Genomic DNA, 17,451 nt, shown 5'->3' with positions numbered 1-17,451 from the left:
GGACTACCATTCCCTTATTATAAGGTTTTTTTATGCGTTTTTGTATTGATAATTCCTATTATTCTTAGTATTGACACAAGTTGTTTTTTCTTGACTACTTTATAAAAAGTTTATGCAACGCTAGTGACTTATATTATATGTTATTGAGAAAAGATTTATGTAATGAATTAAATATAACAACCGTGCTAAAGGCGCCCTATTGTCACTTGTGTAGTCTTGGTGAAAATTGAAACTTCCCATCAATGGACTACTAATTCTTGAAGCTAGAATCTTAGAGCCCCCTTCTATTTGCTATTAGAAAAACGCTGTCATTTTATTATACTATAAAACTTTCCTAAAGTATAAAAAGGAGAGAAAGATATCTCCCCTTTTGTTAAACCGTTCTTTACATCTACAGCGCATGCCGTCTAATTGCTTTGCCAACTCCATCTGCGTTGTTCACATCTGTAATGTAATCCGAAGCTTTTTTTACCGCTTCTTGCGCGTTACCCATAGCAACACCTACTCCAGCTTGCTGAATCATTTTTATGTCATTCAAACTATCTCCAACCGCCATCACTTCATCCATTGTTATTCCAACCAAGTTACAAACTTTTTCTAAACCTTTGGCTTTATTTACTCCTTCAGGGTTTACCTCTAGGTTCGTTGGTAAGGAATTCGTCATTTCCAGCCCATCTATAAAAGATAGCTCTTTAATCATTTTTTCTAAAGTGACTGGGTCATGAGACTCACAACCGAATTTCAACCATTTTAGCTCATGAACATTTTCTGGCAACTCATTACGATATACTTGTTCTGTAGTGATCATCCATGTCGTAAGTCCAAGCCCTGCAGCTATATGGTACATCTGTTCAATTTTCTTAGAGTCGAACAGATGTTGCTCGACAAGCTCTTGGTCTTTCGTCCAAATCTCTCCACCATTCACTGTTACGAGATAAGATTGTAATCCTAAAGATTCTGCAAATGGGTAACAAGATTTCAACCAACGTCCAGTACTTAATACAACATGAATTCCTTTATCCATTGCTTCTGAAATTGCTTGACGAGTCAGTGGTGTAATTTCATGATCCTTTGTTAATAACGTGCCATCCATGTCTAAAGCGATGAGTTTAATATTCTTTGCTTGCTCCATTATTTTCCAGCCTCCATTTATCAAGTATTTCTAGTTAAAACGAAACCCCGATCATACATACTCGTTGTTATATAAGGAATGATAAGTAGTGCTAATAAAATAAAGAATAACAATTCAATGTTAAACATATCTACAATAACCCCACCTAATACTGGTCCGACCATTCTTCCTGCGGCACCAACACTATTTACGATTCCTTGATAAAAACCTGTCCTTCCTTGTGGGGCTAAATCATTTGCCAAAGTAGGAACGGCAGGCCAAACAAGCATTTCTCCCACTGTTAAGATTACCATAGCTATCGCAAACATGCTAAAGGTTTCTGACCATAACGCAATCAGAAAAGATATAAGAAATATGGTATTGCCCACATATATTTGCATTTTTTGTGAAGTAACCTTTGTGGTAAGCAACTTTATGAAAGGCTGACCTAACACAATAAGAAAGCCATTAATTGCCCATAAGGTACTATATAATTCTAATGGTATTTGTAAATCTTGCGTATAGGAAGCAATAGTGGATTGCCATTGACTATAAGCAATCCAAGTTATTAAAAAGCCGCCACATAAAATAAATAAGGAGATAAAAGCTGCTTTATCTTTAATATTTCCTTGCTGTTTTAAAACGGTCGTATGCATCTGGCGATCTATATAAGCATCCATTGGTTTAAACGTCATGAAAACAATAAGAAAAAAGCTAAAAAACAAAATCGCATTGCTTATAAAAATATAATTAAATGATATACTTGCTACATAGCCACCGACAGTAGCTCCTAATGCAACTCCAAAATTCTGAGCAACATATATGGCATTAAACGCACGTCTTCCTCCTTCTTTCCAAATCGAACCAGCCATCGCAAACATAACAGGCCAGGTTATCCCAGAACCAAAACCTATTAGAATAAGCGCAATAGAATAATATACAATGTCATGATGCAATAATACCATAACGGTAGAAGCCGTCATTGCTAACCCTGTTCCGAAAAGGATCGTTTTATAAGGGCTGAACTTATCAAACAATATACCGCCTAGTAAGTTACCTGCAATGGAAGCACCTTGGTTAAGCATTAAAATAAACCCTGCAAAAGCAAGGCTTTTCCCCAATTCATTGTGCATATATATAGTGTTTAATGGCCATAAGAAAGAAGCACCAGTGACATTTACCGTTGTTGCAATTACAAGTAGCCAAATTTGTTTTGGCATACATATCACCTTCTATCCTATGATCTTATCTACGTTATTTTAAATCATTTCGGATAACGAATCAATAAAGTAGCTCTACATATACCGTTAAAATTTATTAACATAGTCGCAATGCTTCATTAGATTTAGTAAATGTTCAAAATTGAAGTTTTTAGCACCTTCTATCGAGATAAAGTAGAAATAATTGTTTTTACAGCGCGCGTTAAATCGGACTGCGACCAGCTAGGAAGTTGTTTTTTTAAAGCGAGCTCATGAGATGCTGGAAGATGGATAAAACCAACTGGGATGGATAAAGCATGCTTCTGTACAAAATGTAATGCGTGATACATAACGTTGTTGCATACGTATGTACCGGCAGTATTTGATATATGTGCAGGTAGCTTTTCTTCATGTAATGCATCAATTATTTTATGTAAGGGTAAGGTGGAAAAATAACCATCTGCACCACCAGTTACTATTTTCTCTCCATGCGGTTGGTATCCTCCATTATCTTTTAAACCGTCATTACAGTTTATCGCAATCCGCTCAGGTGTAATAGCACTTCTTCCTGCAGCCAATCCCAAAGCAATCACAGCTTCTGGCTCTAGTTCTTCCATATATGCAATCAATTGTTTTCCTGCCATCATAAAATCAACCGGCAATTTTCTAGCAACAATTTTATAACTATCTATTACTTCTCCATCTAGTTCTTCTACTATTTTTTCTGTGGGGTTTATTGGATTATCTAGGAATGCCGCGAAACCAGTTAACAATAATTTTTTCATATTTATAACTCCTTTTACTATTTTATCCAACTATTACAACAAAGAATTCTTTATAAGAAACATCATAACATACATTGAAAAATAAACTCACTCCCTCGCTCCTATCTATGTAATGAACGAGTTGCTTGCAGAAAAAGTAAAATAATTACCGAATGAAACGAAAAATTGCTATTGACAATCAAAACGAAATCATCTTACCTTGCTCAAATTATGATAGTTAAATATAATGTTATACATGGGAGAAAAAGGGGGAATATGTATGATTTCGTCAACTTGGAATTGGATGTGGGAGAAACATGACGAATTAAAATCTTTTTTTACATTTTTTGTCCAAGCTAATTCCTCTAGATTATCAACTGGTAGATCCATAGACCCTTCCGATAGTCTAGTAGGAAACAATAATGATCCGGGGAAAAATCGTAACTATAAGCCTGGGCAGCTTATTGGTTTAATTGCAGGTCCATTATTATTTACCATCACTTTATTATTCTTTTCACCTGAAGATTTATCTCAACAGGGATTAGCCGTTTTAGCTAGTACGATTTGGGTTGCAATTTGGTGGATGACCGAAGCAATCCCCATTCCAGCAACTTCTTTATTACCAATAATTTTATTTCCTTTAACAGGTGGCTTAGATATTGGTACTACTACATCTTCCTATGGAAGCGATACCATATTTTTGTTTATGGGTGGTTTTATGATAGCGCTAGCAATGGAAAAATGGAATCTACATAGGAGAATTGCACTATCCATTATTTCTGTAATTGGTACGAACACGAACCGTATTATTCTAGGATTCATGGTTGCAACTGGTTTTTTATCTATGTGGATTTCTAACACTGCTACAGCAATGATGATGGTTCCTATTGGTTTAGCTATTATTTACCAAATTTCAGACGCCTTAAAAGACGATCCTTCCATCGACACATCTAAAGAGAACTTTGCTTTTGGAAAGGCTCTCATGCTGAGTATTGCATATTCAGCATCTGTTGGAGGTATTGCTACATTAATAGGAACACCTCCTAACGCAGCATTAGCAGGCGTCATTAATAAAATGTATGGAATAGAGCTATCTTTTGCGAAGTGGATGTTATTTGGCGTGCCAATCGCATGGGTGTTTATTTTTATCATTTGGTTCTACCTAATTAAAATAGCTTACCCATTAAAACTAAAACAGCTTCCTGGTGGCAAAGCATTGATTCATCAAGAAAAGCAAAAGCTTGGGAAACCTTCCGCTGAGGAAAAGGCTGTTTTCACTGTATTTATTCTAGCAGCTTTGGCTTGGATTACTCGTTCATTTTTACTTGTTCAAATTAACCCTAATATAAATGATGCGATTATCGCTATGAGCGCAGCTATCCTTTTGTTTTTGCTACCCTCCAAAAATTATAAAGACACGTTTCTAATAGATTGGAATACAGCTGTGAAGCTACCATGGGGAATCTTGTTATTATTTGGGGGCGGTTTAGCAGTAGCAGCAGGATTTACGCAGTCTGGCCTTTCTGAATGGATCGGAAATCAATTAACTGCATTGCAAGGTATTCATATTTTTATTGTATTGCTAGTTGTTGCAGGACTAGTCATATTCTTAACAGAGATTACTTCCAATACCGCAACAGCAAATATGATGTACCCTATCATGGCGGCGCTCGCTTTAGCTCTAGGAGTCCATCCATTCGTAGTCATGATCGCTGCTGGTGTAGCTTCATCTTGTGCTTTTATGTTACCGGTTGCTACCCCACCAAATGCCGTCGTCTTTGGTTCAGGTTACTTACGAATTCCAGATATGGTTAAAGCTGGTGTGGCGTTAAATATAATTGGCTCTATTTTAGTCACGGTAGCCATTTATTTCTTACTGCCGATGCTTTGGGGAATAAACATTACGGAAGTACCTGATTTTGTGAAATAAAAAGAAACAGCAACAAACAGTGACGTAGTAAAAACATATTCATAATTTGTTGTTATTCATAAACATGTGGGAACAAATAGATTCCCACATGTTTATTTTCATACTATTGAAAAGCTATAACAAAGGAGCAAGCGCCCGTTTAGCAACGTAGCGAGTGGAGCGAATCAACTAAAGTTTTAGGACTCATGGAACCAATGATGACTTATCGTAGGGCGATTCGTGAAGTGGCCTAGTTGCTGGACGCTGGATCCGGACGTGGCTTATTTCGATTATTTTGTTATACATAAGCCCCCAATTTTATACTTTCTTATCTTCTAAAAAAGTTGAACAATAGGCCCAGCTTTTTTACGTATCAGTAAATGGCAGAGTACTTATCATTACATTTTCTTTATCCTTTTTCTTCCTCCATATTTCTAATTCGTATGGTGTCTACCACGATATTTTCCCCATAACTACTGGCTTATTTGCACCAGTTGCCGCAGGGAGATTATTCGTTCTTTGCTTATAACATTGATATCCTAGTAAAGCAAAAGAGATCGCCTCTTTGGCATCTGCAGGCATTCCAATCTCATCCGTTCCGCAAACAATGACGTCCTTAGACAAATATTTAGAAATAAACGTTAATAGCGTTTTATTATATCTGCCCCCACCACTAATAAACACTTCTTTTAAGCTAGCAGATGCTATATATTTATTAATCTCTAAAGCAATGGTCTTTGCAGTTAAAGCCGTTACCGTAGCCACTTTATCATCATTATCAATTTGAAGACGCTCAGCTTCAAGCCATAGCTGGTTAGAGTACGCTTCTCCGAATAATTCTCTTCCCGTACTTTTAGGTGTTGTTAGATGGAAGTAAGGGTGATCTAAAAGCTGCGACAGCCAGGCTTCATTGACTGTCCCTTTTGCTGCTATAGCACCATTTTCATCATAACTTTGTACACCGTTTGTAGCCAAACTTGTAAAAGCATCCATTATCATATTTCCAGGCCCGGTATCATAAGCTAGTACATCCGCTTCTTTACATCCTTTTGGAAGTATGGTTACATTGGAAATGCCTCCAATATTAACTAGCGCTCTTCCGTATTCTTCTTTCCGATACAACTTATAATCCGTGTATGGTACTAATGGAGCTCCTTGTCCACCAGCTGCCATATCTCTCGTTCTAAAATCACCAATTGTTGTAATACCGGTAAGTTCTGCAATCATACCAATATCCCCAATTTGTAGCGTTGAAACGACTTTATTTCCTTCTATTTCCCTTGGTTCTGGCTGATGATATATCGTTTGACCATGTGAACTAATTAACAAAATTTGTTCCGATGACAACCTAGCATCTTCCATCACTTGTTTCGAAGCATCTGCAAATAACTTTCCAAGATACATATTCATGCTTGATATTTCTTCAATACGTACTGTTTCTGGATTACACATGTTTGAAATTCTTTCTTTCATTTCTTTTGAATAGGAAAAGCTAGCAAAATGAAGTAGTTCAAAATTTAATGAGTGATCTTCATTTATTTTGACGACCGCTGCATCAATACCATCTAAAGAAGTACCAGACATTAAACCAATAACAATATTGCTTGACGTCGCTGATTCTAACATCTCCATTGTCCTTTCGTGTTCATAAAATGAATTTATATAAGCGTTTTCAGATCGCTCTATGTTAACTATACCATAATCAGGCGTCTTTCGAAATTATATTTCGTTAATTTTAATGATTTTAGTAATTAAATTTCAATCGAGAATTTATATGCATTTGCATAAATATAACTCACATTCATTTTTTTCGCCGTAAACTCTTCGGTAAATGAAAAATGATGAAAGCTAAACCTATTCCAAGGCTAATGTAAGGTAGAATTAATGTTGGGTCTTCATAAATGAAGTAAGCACCTACACCGGTAAAAAGCCAACCAATTAATTCATAAAACAAATGTTTTAACATATAATCTATTTCTCCTCCTTCCATAATAAAGCAGAGTTCTTTATAACTTACACAAGTACCTACATAAGTTTTATTTATTCATGTAAGCAGAATTGGAAGTATTCTGACGCCTACCGTGTGGAATAGAACGACTGACAAGTAAATAAACCATTGGTATTAGTCCAAGTAACACAGCTAGTCCTTTCCAATGGAAATTTTCCCAAATCGGCGCTAAAGCAGAACTACCTAAGGTAACACCTATGTAATAGGAAACCAAATACAAGCTAGAAGCACTCCCTTTATGGTGTGTAACTGTTTCACTGACAGAAGAAGCTGTCAATGAATGTGCTGTAAAAAAGCCAAGACAAGTAATGCAAAGCCCAACCACAATAATAGGTAATGAGTTATGTACTGTAAACAATATACCAATACCTAAGGTAAGCATACCACCTATGCGAACTTTTTCTAACCCTATGAAACTGGAAAGCCACCCGGCTAAAGGTGAACCAATGACTCCAAGCCCATATGCCAGAAAAAAGTAAGAAATAGTATGCAGTGATAATAAAAATGGCTCTCCTTGTAGATAAAAAGGCAAGTAGGTCCAAACCCCTGTAAACGACATTTGCAAAACAATTCCTAATCCAAAAACGAGTAACAATTGTGGATCTTTAAGATGAAATAGAAATCCGTCTATATCCTTACTAAATCGTAGCCGGCTAGGTTGAAAATGTTTAGAATGTGGAAGCAAGAAATGAGTTAATATTAAAATAAGACCTCCAAATGCAGCTAGTCCATAAAAGGCAACCTGCCAAGATATAGCATCTGACACTATCCCCGTTATTACTCTTCCAGCCATCCCTCCAAGTGCATTACTAGATATATATAATGCTGTTGCAAAAGCTGCACTTTTAGGTTCAATCTCCTCATGTAAATAAGCAAGTGCTGCAGCTGGTAAACCAGCAAGAGCAAAGCCTTGTATAAACCGAAGTATAATAAATATTATAAAACTATCAGTGATTGGCATAAGCAGAAACGGAAAAATAGCTCCTAATAAGGATATTTTAATAAACTGCGTTCTTCCCATTCGATCTGATAAAAAGCCCAAGATGATTAAACCTACAATTAAACCAATAATAGTAAATGACATAGATAAACTAGAAACGGAAACACTAATTTGAAATTCATCAACAAAGACTGGCAATAAAGGTTGAATTGCGTACATACTAGCAAAAATAAAAAAAGATGCTAACGCTAAACTAGCATTAATCCTCCAAAAATAACTATCTTTCACACTATATGGTTTTTTTTCAATCGTTTTATTTGAATTCTCTTCTTTTGTTACATTATTTTTCAAAAACATACTTGTCTCTCCCTGCACCAAAACCAAATGTTACAACAATCACAGAAACGATAATTAACACTACTAATGAAACGTCCCAGCTCTTGGTTTTATCAAAAATAAATCCTATCATAAACGGCCCAAAAGCAGCAAGAATATAACCAAAGGTCTGTGCCATTCCTGATAAAAAGGCAGCTTGTTTTGCAGTTTTCGCTCGCATACCAAGGAATGTCAATGCCAAGGCAAATGTACCGCTTAAGGAAAAGCCAATTAAAATAACACTGATCACCATAATAGAAAATGTTTCTCCGAATAATAAACCAGCATATCCACTAACAGAAAATAATCCTAATGCTAGTACAAGCCCTTGTTGAGAACGAAATTTCTCAGCAATTACAGGTACAAGAAAACTTGCAGGTAATCCAATAAATTGCATAAAAGATAATAGCCAACCTGCTGTTGAAGCACTTATCTCATTTGCCTGCAAAATCTCTGGCATCCATGATATCGTGACATAAAATAAAAAAGATTGAAACCCCATGAATCCCGCTACTTGCCAAGCTAGTGACGAAAGCCATATTCGTTCTTTCTCACTGTTATTCCCATGATAATAAACAGGATGCTTCATTTTTTCATGTTTTGTTAGGTAAAACCATACTACCGTCCCGATCAATGCCGGTAGAGCCCAAATCCATAAAGCCATCTGCCATCCAAGTCCGAACCCTTCCGCTATAGGAACACTTACTCCAGAAGCTAATGCTGCAAAAATCCCCATAGCTGTAGAGTAAAGGCTTGTCATCCATGCTACTTTCGTTGGAAATTTTTCTTTTATTATACTCGGTAAAAGAACATTACAAACCGCAATTCCTAAGCCAATGAATAACGTTCCTGCAAAAACAAATACAGCCATCGAAACACTGCGTAAACTAATACCGAGAAACAAAGTAAGCAGCCCTATGAGCATAATCATCTCATTGGAATATCGATAACTGAACTTCGCTACAAGCGGTGACATAACCGCAAATGCTAATAATGGCAGACTCGTAAGTAACCCTGCACTCCAATTAGCTAATTCTAGTTGGTCACGTATCATACCGATAAGCGGTCCAACAGAAGTGATTGCTGGTCGCAAGTTAAAAGCAGCGACAATAATACCTGCTATTAATAAATATTGATACAAAACGGATTTCTTTTCTTTCATTTGTTCCACCGTCGCTACTCTCCTTTTTAAAAATTCCCTCTCTAATCATAGCACAAAAAAGTAAGGTTAGCCCCTGAAACAAAACAAACTCTTTAGCATTTTCCGTATAACTTTGCTATAATAACACATATACTAAAAAGACCACAGTGCAAGCTGTGGTCTATGGATAAGCGGTTCTCAAAAGAGGATCGGCTTTATTGGGATAGGCCTCTGCAATGACGTTTTTTTAAGAGCATGAGGTCTATTTTTTATTCATGATGCGTACCACTAACGTCAACAATGTCACCAGAAAGGTGCCAAATGCGAAAATAACTACAAAAACTTCATATACATTCACCTGGCTCACCCCCTTTCTTATAGGGTTTGCCGCCGACTCCACAAGAACGTTATCTTTATTTAGTATGCCATACATATAGAATTCCATACACAAAAACGGAACAAACGTTCCTTTTCGCCTATATGCAAGCACAAGCCACTTACTAAAGCTTGTATATTCCATTATATGTTCTTTCCGTGCCACGATGTAATGCATTTGAAATGTATATTAACTAAATAGTTATTTGAATACACATATATATTAACAATTTTCCAACGATTAAAAAATCTTCCTTTGTTGTTAAGTTATAGGAAAGGCTATCATTTTTCTTACACTTTCCTATAGGGCATGAATGATCTCAAAAAGCCTCTTTTCATAAGATGCCTTCACTCCCTCTCAAACTTGACAAGCGCACATCCTCCCATTCCTGACAGCGTAAGCCTTACTTACCACGGGCGCCTTATATACGGATAGTATCTCGTTCCACGAGGATCACAAGGCTGCTCTATAATGAAATAACCAATCGGAGCACAGCATAATACTGACCACGATTGGTTATTTTCTTTATTTCTCTTACTCTTCTTTATTGTCACTTTCATCTATAACACTTTCTGGACCACCATAGAAATAATCACTTGTATCAACGGCGTCCCACTTTTCATTCGGTGTGTAAAAACGAAGTAGATCGCCATATAGCACTTCATCGGAGAGCTCAAGTTCTTTCATAACTTTCTCCTGCATTTCTTTCATTTCATCTGTAGGCTCTTCAATAACTTCTTTTGTTTCACTATCATAATATTTTCCGTCTACATAGCTGTACTCTGGCGACATAAAGTTTCCATTACGGAAAGGAACAACCTCATGATGGTCTTCAGAGAACATATCAGTACCAAACTGAATATAGTCTTTCGCATCAACACCAAGAATATGAAGCATGGTCGGCATGACATCAATTTGACCAGCATATGTTTCTACTGTTCCTTCACTCTCTACACCAGGAATTCTGATCATAAACGGAACACGTTGTAAGTCTGCATTCTTCATTGGTGTAATTTCTTCATCCGTTATTTCTTCCATTGCACGATTATGGTTATCAGAAATACCATAGTGATCACCATAAATCATGATAATCGAATCTTCATAGAGCCCTTTTTCTTTCAAATCATTGAAAAATTGTTTTAATGATTCATCTAAATAGCGAGCTGTTTGGAAATATCGATCTACTGATCCATCACCCGTTTCAGCAGGCTCAATGGTAGCATCTTCCTCATCAATCAAATACGGATGATGATGCGTCAAGGTCATCATATGCGCGTAAAATGGTTGATCCATATCTTCTAAATACGGCATGGATTGTTCAAAGAAAGGTTTATCTTTCAATCCATAATTGATAACATTTTCTTCACTCATATCATAGAAATCTTCATGATAAAATTCATTAATTCCTAGGTGTTTATATACTTCATCCCGATTCCAAAACGACTTTCCATCACCATGAAAAACAGAACTTGTATAATTTTGCTCTTGTTCGAGAATTGCCGGTAATGCTTGATACGTATTATTACCTTTTGTAACAAAAGCTGAACCTTGTGGTAAACCATACAACGACGTATCCAGCATTAATTCAGCATCTGCTGTTTTCCCTTGCTCTGTTTGATGAAAGAAGTTATTAAAGTACGTAAAACCTTTCTCTTGTTCATGAACTAAGGAATTAAGAAATGGTGTTACTTCTTCTCCATGGAGCTCGTAATCAATTAAAAATGATTGAAATGACTCCAAGTGAATTTTAATAATATTTTTCCCTTCACCTTTACCGAAGTACTTTTCATTTGGTGCCGCATACTTAGATTTCGTGTAATTTTCTACTTTCGTAATGTCATTACTATCAGCTAAAACGCGCCTTGTTGACGTCTTTGCACTTTGAATAGCATCATAGATTGTAAAATTGAATGCTCCTAAATATTTTACTAGATAGTTTCTATCAAATGTACGTTCTAGTAATTGTGGTCGGTCTGCTTCCGCTAAACCAAGATTAATACTAAAAGCTAATACCCCAGCTGCAATTACTAAAAATGGTTTACGGAATTGCATCCGTTGCACAGACCAATTCTTTCTCACAAAAACAAATAACCCGATTAATAAAATAATGTCAATCCCATACAATAAATCGCTCCACTGTGCTAGGTCAGCAATGCTTCCTCCTATGCTGCCGAAGTTATCTGTTTGAAGCATCGTTGGAATCGTAATGAAATCACTATTGAAACGATAAAACACGACATTCGCATATAAAATAAATGTAAGTATCGCATCAATAATGATAATCCAAATTCCAGCTCTTCTACCCTTTGCAAATAACGCTAGTCCTAGAAAAATTAAGGCAGAACTTAGTGGGTTAAAGAATAATAGAAATTCTTGCATTGCTCCACTTACCCCTAAGCTGAATTCAAATTTATATATCAAATACGTTTTCACCCAAAAAAGCACTAGTGCTACCGCGAAGAATCCTAATTTACTGGATATAAATTTCTTCACTTTCTTCACCTCAAATTGTTATAATTCAAAATTTGTTCCTTTAATTTCATTTAAATTTAATATTAATTTTTCTTAATACGATTGTTAATTATAACGTATTAAATCCTTGCGGTCAATTTTTTTATAAGAGTAATAGTTGACTAGTTTTACCAAAATTTGTCGAAAAACAACTAGATAGAAAAACTCGGTTGACCGCCTTTCATATGTAGCGATCAACCGAGTTCTACTAACTGGCTCAACTTTAGCTGGTGCTTGAAGAACCTTATAACCCAATAAAATGGATAACTATAATAAGAAAATGTACGCTTCCATTATATAGTAAATCGTTGCATTAAAGTTTTTAAATTGTCTGCGAGTTTGGAGAGGCGGTCAGCGTTGGCAGATACTTCTTGCATGGAACTACTAGCTTGCTGAGCAGAGGCAGATGTTTGCTCAATACCAGCTGCAGACTCTTCAGAAATCGCCGCAATTTCCCCCACAGAACCATGCATCTCTTTACTATTTTCAGAAACCCAATCAAAATGTTCTTTAACCTGAGATATTGCATTTGCCATTTCATTGACAGAATGATATATAGATTCAAATGTATCTTTTGTTTCTTTCATTTGTTCTGAACCAGCAGTTACCTCTTTATATCCATCTTGAAGTGATGTAGTTACTTGATCGGACTCTGTTTGAATATCATTAACTACTTTTGTAATATCATTTAGTGACAAAGATACCTGTTCTGCCAGTTTCCGTACTTCATCGGCAACGACCGCAAAGCCTTTCCCATGCTCCCCAGCCCTTGCTGCTTCAATGGCTGCATTTAACGCTAATAAATTCGTTTGTTCAGCGACTTCACCTATCACAGTTACTAATTTTGAAATTTCCTTCGTTTTTATATCTAAACCGCGTACGCTTTCTACAGCATTCTTTACAATATGATCTATCTTCACCATTTGGTCGTTTGTCGTTCCCATAATATCATGTCCAGACTTTGTTTTTACTAAAACTCCCTTAGAAGATTTCTCTATACGATTACTGTTCTGACTCACTTCTTGGATGATATTGTTTAAATCGTTCATCATACTTGCTAAATTAGCTGCATGATTTGCCTGATTTTCTGCCCCAGAAGCAAGCTCTTCCATCGTCGCAGCCACCTGCTCTGTCCCTTGCTGCATTTCATCAGAAGCTTGGTTCAGAGCTTTCGATTTATCATCAACCACGCTAGACACATTTTTAATGGAAATTAACAATTCTTTTAATTGCTCATTCATCTCGTTCGTTGTCGCCATTAGCTCAGCAATTTCATCTTTTCCTTTTATATCTAGCGGTTCATTATTCAGTTCTCCGTTAGCTATCTTCGTCATTCTTTCTTTCACACGCTTTAACGGTTTTGCTATGGAATAAGCAGTTAGCAATGCAGTAAGCACTCCTAGTACTACAACGGATACTGTAACGATCAACCCAAAGCTTAACGTGAACTCTCCAGCTTGAATAACGTCCTCACTTTTATTTGTAATATTGTTTTCACTCTTTTGTGCTAACTCCTTAAATCCATCAATTAATTGATTTCCAATTGGTTGAATTTCATTTGCCATGATGACCTTTGCTTTAGCACTATTTCCTTCGTCCATTTCTTGAAAGAACTTATCCGTCAGTTCACCCCATTCTAGTTTCTTTTCCATTAAAAGCTTAACTTCTTCCGAATTATTGTGTTTTGAAACATAGTTCTCCAATTCTAACGTTTCATCAATTGTATTTTGGAAGCTCTGTTTATATCGTTCATCATTATATAATAAGTACCCTCGCAAATAACCGGTTCGCTCAGCCATATTAATTGCCAATTGTTCTTCAGTAACTAATAATTGCATATCCTGTTGTATCATTTCTTCTGTACCCTGATTACTTCTGTTAATGCTTATTACATTTATGACTCCTAATAAGATAACTAGCATAATTACAATCGAAAAAGCAAAAAAAAGTTTCATCCGAATGCTTTTAAATGTAAATAACTTACGCATGTTCATTTCTCCCTTGTATATAGTCTAGATGTTCCACTATCGGAAAGTATAAAATTGTAAGGTTTTTAGTATAGCAAAACGATGACATATCATTGCTAAAGATTTGGCGATAATCCAAGTTTTTCTCATAAATAAGTAAATTTTATATAAATATTTTAATCCATATATAAATTTCCCTTCTCCAACGTGGGTGTATAATTATTTTAAACATTCATATAGCTAATTAGTGAACAACAATCAAGTTTTAACAATTCGCTTATTTTTTTATCGGTATAAAGATACGAAATATGAAGCTTTATGAAGTTTTTTTAACAAACCTTCTTATTTATTGTGAGGCAAGGACCTACCTCACTCCTTTTATAATTCGTTAGTTTATAATCAGTAATAAAAATGGAGCTATTTATAAATATTGCTAGGCTTCCGATATTAATAATGGACGCCTTTTTCTTGCGAGTGAAAATTGTTTCTTTATTTAACAACTTCGTATAATGACTTTCTCGTAAGGAAGAAGAGGTATTAAAAGATGATGAAACAAAAAACAAATCAATTAGCTTTACAACCTGATTAGGAGTGTGGATAAAATGAAGGAAACAACAGTTGAGCAAATAAATACGCACCCTTTGCTGCAGTCATTTGTTACTGTTGCTCCATTTTTACAAGATTTAATTAACGATGATATTACAATAGGTATTTATGACACAGAGAAGTTAATTATTAATTTTCCGGCTAACACTTTCTCTTTAAATGTGCAACCTGGCGATCCATTAGTAGAAGGGGATATAGTAACAAATGCCATTCGGCAAAATAAAAACCAATCGGCCATCGTTCCTGCTGAGTTATTTGGTGTGAACTTGATTGCTCGTGCTGTACCACTTCATGATGAGACTGGAAACCTTATTGGGGGTGTTGGGGTCGGGCTTAGTGTGGAAAGAGCAAATCAGCTGTCCGAAATTTCTTCTAATTTGTCAACTGTTTTTGAAGATGTAACCAATACCATACAAGATATGGCAGAATCCATTTCCGGTTTAGCAAATAACATGTCCGTCGTCTCAGAAAAAGCTACAGAAGTTACCAAACAAGTAGATACAATCGAAGACGTCTCTAATGTGGTGAAAGGAATAGCTGACCAAAGCAATTTATTAGGATTAAATGCAGCCATTGAATCTGCCAGAGCTGGGGAGCATGGGAAAGGATTTTCGGTTGTAGCAAATGAAATTAGAAAAATGGCGACAAACTCCAAAGATCATGTGTCTGAAATCCAAACAATAACAAATACGATTAAAGAAGTCATTGCTAATTTGAATAAGCATATTCAAGATACGAATGTAGAATCAGATAGCCAATCAGCGGCTATTGAAGAATTATCTGCAACTGCGCAAGAAATAAATAGTAATATTCAATTACTAGCTCAACTTGCCAAAGAAAATATGCAACTGAAAAATTAATTTATCGGAGGGGTAACTATGTCATTTAAAAAATTGCCAAGTCAATATATTAACGGCGTGTGGAAAGAGGGGGCTTCTCCCCTTATTATGGAAAACAAAAACCCTTATAATGGCGACCTTCTCGCCACATATCGTGCAGGCAGTAAAAAAGATTTGGATGATGCTTATCAAGCTGCAAATGCGGCACAGAAACAATGGGAAAAAACCAACCCTGTAACTAAGCGCGAGGTGTTTGAAAACGCAGTTCAATATATAAACGATAACTATGAATCCATTGTTAAAATAATAATAGAAGAGATTGGTGGGACAAGGTTAAAAGCAGAATTTGAAATAGGACTTGTAACCAACATCATAAAAGAAGCTACCACATTTCCTTTTCGAATGGATGGGAAAATCTTAACCTCCCCTATCGATGATAAGGAAAATAGAGTTTACCGTGTTCCTGTAGGTGTTGTTGGCGTAATCAGCCCATTCAATTTTCCATTTTTCTTATCCATGAAATCGGTAGCAACAGCATTGGCAACTGGTAATGGAGTTGTGCTAAAACCCCATGAACATACACCAATTACTGGTGGAACAATGATTGCATCTATTTTTGAACATGCTGGATTACCAAAAGGTCTACTCAATGTAATCACAACAAAAATTTCGGAAATTGGGGATGACTTTGTTGCACACCCTATCCCTCGAGCTATTTCTTTTACCGGCTCCACAAAAGTTGGAAAACATATCGGTGCCATTGCAGGAAAACATTTAAAGGATGCACACTTAGAATTAGGAGGAAATAGTGCATTAATAGTATTAGAAGACGCGGACATTGATTTAGCGGTAAGTGCTGCTGTATTTAGTCGTTTTACGCACCAAGGGCAAATTTGCATGTCTGCGAATCGCTTAATTATACATGAAGCAGTTTATAACGAATTTGTTGAAAAATATGTAGCGAAAGTAGCTACATTACCGTGCGGAGATCCCAAAGATCCAAACACCATTATTGGGCCGTTAATTAATCAACAGCAAGTAGAAACAACTAAAGCTTTCATTACTAAAGCAATAGAAGATGGAGCCAAGCCTATTCTTCAAGGAAAAATAGAGGGAAATGTGATAGAACCTGTGATCTTCACAGATGTGACTCCTACTATGTCTATAGCAAAAGAGGAAGTATTTGCCCCTGTTGTATCTATTTTACAAGCATCAAACGACGAAGAAGCCATTTCTATTGCAAATGATACCTTATATGGTCTAAGTGGAGCTATTCATACAAGAGACGTTGAGCGTGGTGCAGAGCTTGCAAAGCAATTAGATACAGGGATGATCCACATTAATGACGGGACCATTAACGACGAGCCTCATGTCGCATTTGGGGGAATGAAAAATTCAGGTTTAGGACGTTTAAATGGGGAATGGAGCTTAGATGCCTTTACCACTTTTAAATGGATTAGCGTTCAGCACAAGGCTAGAAACTATCCATATAGTTAAAACTCGCATGTTGAACAACCTATAGTATAAAAAAGGAGCTGTCGCAAAATGCATATTATGCATTTGCTGACAGCTCCTTTTTATATGAGATTGCTCGTTTTAAGATGCATTATTTTATTTATGGTGATAAAAGGAAATTTAATCGGTTTTTGACGCACTTAAATAAGCCTCGCCTTTTTTTATTTTTTTAAGCTGTCTTTAATGGATG

The 17,451-nt window shown here is 36.1% G+C and carries 13 protein-coding genes; 3 read left to right on the top strand and 10 right to left on the bottom strand.

Annotated features, from left to right (window positions below):
* Positions 1-391: 391 nt before the first annotated feature.
* The 3 genes from HLX49_RS14585 to HLX49_RS14575 all read right to left on the bottom strand — a co-directional run bounded on the left by HLX49_RS14585 (position 392) and on the right by HLX49_RS14575 (position 3,095).
* A complete protein-coding gene (locus HLX49_RS14585) occupies positions 392-1,132 on the bottom strand; it encodes a Cof-type HAD-IIB family hydrolase (RefSeq protein ID WP_296362780.1) in 741 nt (246 codons plus the stop codon).
* Between the two features lie 20 nt (positions 1,133-1,152).
* Positions 1,153-2,331: an MDR family MFS transporter gene (locus HLX49_RS14580; RefSeq protein WP_077705412.1), complete on the bottom strand. Its 1,179-nt coding sequence runs from the start codon at positions 2,329-2,331 to the stop codon at positions 1,153-1,155.
* A 161-nt stretch (positions 2,332-2,492) separates the two neighbouring features.
* Positions 2,493-3,095 (bottom strand): pyroglutamyl-peptidase I, encoded by a 603-nt coding sequence (locus HLX49_RS14575; RefSeq protein WP_077705415.1) that lies wholly within the window; start codon positions 3,093-3,095, stop codon positions 2,493-2,495.
* Positions 3,096-3,354: 259 nt separating this feature from the next.
* Between HLX49_RS14575 and HLX49_RS14570 the strand changes: the two genes are divergently transcribed.
* The gene (locus HLX49_RS14570; protein ID WP_296362776.1) at positions 3,355-5,004 is read left to right on the top strand and encodes an SLC13 family permease; all 1,650 of its coding nucleotides are present in this window, start codon (positions 3,355-3,357) and stop codon (positions 5,002-5,004) included.
* 429 nt (positions 5,005-5,433) lie between these two features.
* Here HLX49_RS14570 and HLX49_RS14565 read toward each other — a convergent pair whose 3' ends face one another.
* From HLX49_RS14565 to HLX49_RS14535, 7 genes are all read right to left on the bottom strand, one after another.
* Positions 5,434-6,609 carry an anhydro-N-acetylmuramic acid kinase gene (locus HLX49_RS14565; RefSeq protein WP_206193291.1) on the bottom strand — a complete coding sequence of 392 codons (1,176 nt, stop codon included), beginning with the start codon at positions 6,607-6,609 and terminating at the stop codon, positions 5,434-5,436.
* Between the two features lie 175 nt (positions 6,610-6,784).
* Positions 6,785-6,949 (bottom strand): hypothetical protein, encoded by a 165-nt coding sequence (locus HLX49_RS14560; RefSeq protein WP_164085260.1) that lies wholly within the window; start codon positions 6,947-6,949, stop codon positions 6,785-6,787.
* Positions 6,950-7,019: 70 nt separating this feature from the next.
* Positions 7,020-8,288, bottom strand: coding sequence for an MFS transporter (locus HLX49_RS14555; protein WP_296362771.1), 1,269 nt, complete (start codon positions 8,286-8,288; stop codon positions 7,020-7,022).
* Positions 8,272-9,468, bottom strand: a complete 1,197-nt coding sequence (locus HLX49_RS14550) for a CynX/NimT family MFS transporter (RefSeq protein ID WP_077706933.1) — start codon at positions 9,466-9,468, stop codon at positions 8,272-8,274. The genes HLX49_RS14555 and HLX49_RS14550 overlap by 17 nt, the downstream gene beginning before the upstream one ends.
* Positions 9,469-9,709: 241 nt before the next feature.
* A complete protein-coding gene (locus tag HLX49_RS14545; RefSeq protein WP_123059376.1) occupies positions 9,710-9,880 on the bottom strand; it encodes a putative holin-like toxin in 171 nt (56 codons plus the stop codon).
* Positions 9,881-10,357: 477 nt separating this feature from the next.
* Positions 10,358-12,316, bottom strand: coding sequence for a lipoteichoic acid synthase (gene ltaS / locus HLX49_RS14540; protein WP_296362769.1), 1,959 nt, complete (start codon positions 12,314-12,316; stop codon positions 10,358-10,360).
* Positions 12,317-12,627: 311 nt separating this feature from the next.
* Positions 12,628-14,322 (bottom strand): methyl-accepting chemotaxis protein, encoded by a 1,695-nt coding sequence (locus tag HLX49_RS14535; RefSeq protein ID WP_296362767.1) that lies wholly within the window; start codon positions 14,320-14,322, stop codon positions 12,628-12,630.
* Positions 14,323-14,903: 581 nt separating this feature from the next.
* On the opposite strand from HLX49_RS14535, the gene HLX49_RS14530 reads away from it, so the two are divergent.
* Together HLX49_RS14530 and HLX49_RS14525 are read left to right on the top strand one after the other, a co-directional pair.
* Entirely contained in the window at positions 14,904-15,767 is an 864-nt protein-coding gene (locus HLX49_RS14530) for a methyl-accepting chemotaxis protein (RefSeq protein ID WP_077705435.1), read from the top strand.
* Between the two features lie 18 nt (positions 15,768-15,785).
* A complete protein-coding gene (locus tag HLX49_RS14525) occupies positions 15,786-17,243 on the top strand; it encodes an aldehyde dehydrogenase family protein (RefSeq protein ID WP_296362763.1) in 1,458 nt (485 codons plus the stop codon).
* Positions 17,244-17,451: the final 208 nt, after the last annotated feature.

Source organism: Virgibacillus sp. (assembly GCF_013393565.1).
GTDB classification, from domain to species: Bacteria; Bacillota; Bacilli; order Bacillales; family Amphibacillaceae; genus Virgibacillus; species Virgibacillus dokdonensis.
Note: the sequence above shows the minus strand (reverse complement) of the source record. Positions and strands in the feature narration are given on the sequence as shown.

Bases quoted from the DNA above. Each gene is read 5' to 3' on its own strand.
- HLX49_RS14585 (WP_296362780.1), bottom strand. From the start codon at position 1,132: ATGGAGCAAGCAAAGAATATTAAACTCATCGCTTTAGACATGGATGGC.
- HLX49_RS14580 (WP_077705412.1), bottom strand. From the start codon at position 2,331: ATGCCAAAACAAATTTGGCTACTTGTAATTGCAACAACGGTAAATGTC.
- HLX49_RS14575 (WP_077705415.1), bottom strand. From the start codon at position 3,095: ATGAAAAAATTATTGTTAACTGGTTTCGCGGCATTCCTAGATAATCCA.
- HLX49_RS14570 (WP_296362776.1), top strand. From the start codon at position 3,355: ATGATTTCGTCAACTTGGAATTGGATGTGGGAGAAACATGACGAATTA.
- HLX49_RS14565 (WP_206193291.1), bottom strand. From the start codon at position 6,609: ATGTTAGAATCAGCGACGTCAAGCAATATTGTTATTGGTTTAATGTCT.
- HLX49_RS14560 (WP_164085260.1), bottom strand. From the start codon at position 6,949: ATGTTAAAACATTTGTTTTATGAATTAATTGGTTGGCTTTTTACCGGT.
- HLX49_RS14555 (WP_296362771.1), bottom strand. From the start codon at position 8,288: ATGTTTTTGAAAAATAATGTAACAAAAGAAGAGAATTCAAATAAAACG.
- HLX49_RS14550 (WP_077706933.1), bottom strand. From the start codon at position 9,468: ATGAAAGAAAAGAAATCCGTTTTGTATCAATATTTATTAATAGCAGGT.
- HLX49_RS14545 (WP_123059376.1), bottom strand. From the start codon at position 9,880: ATGTATGGCATACTAAATAAAGATAACGTTCTTGTGGAGTCGGCGGCA.
- HLX49_RS14535 (WP_296362767.1), bottom strand. From the start codon at position 14,322: ATGCGTAAGTTATTTACATTTAAAAGCATTCGGATGAAACTTTTTTTT.
- HLX49_RS14530 (WP_077705435.1), top strand. From the start codon at position 14,904: ATGAAGGAAACAACAGTTGAGCAAATAAATACGCACCCTTTGCTGCAG.
- HLX49_RS14525 (WP_296362763.1), top strand. From the start codon at position 15,786: ATGTCATTTAAAAAATTGCCAAGTCAATATATTAACGGCGTGTGGAAA.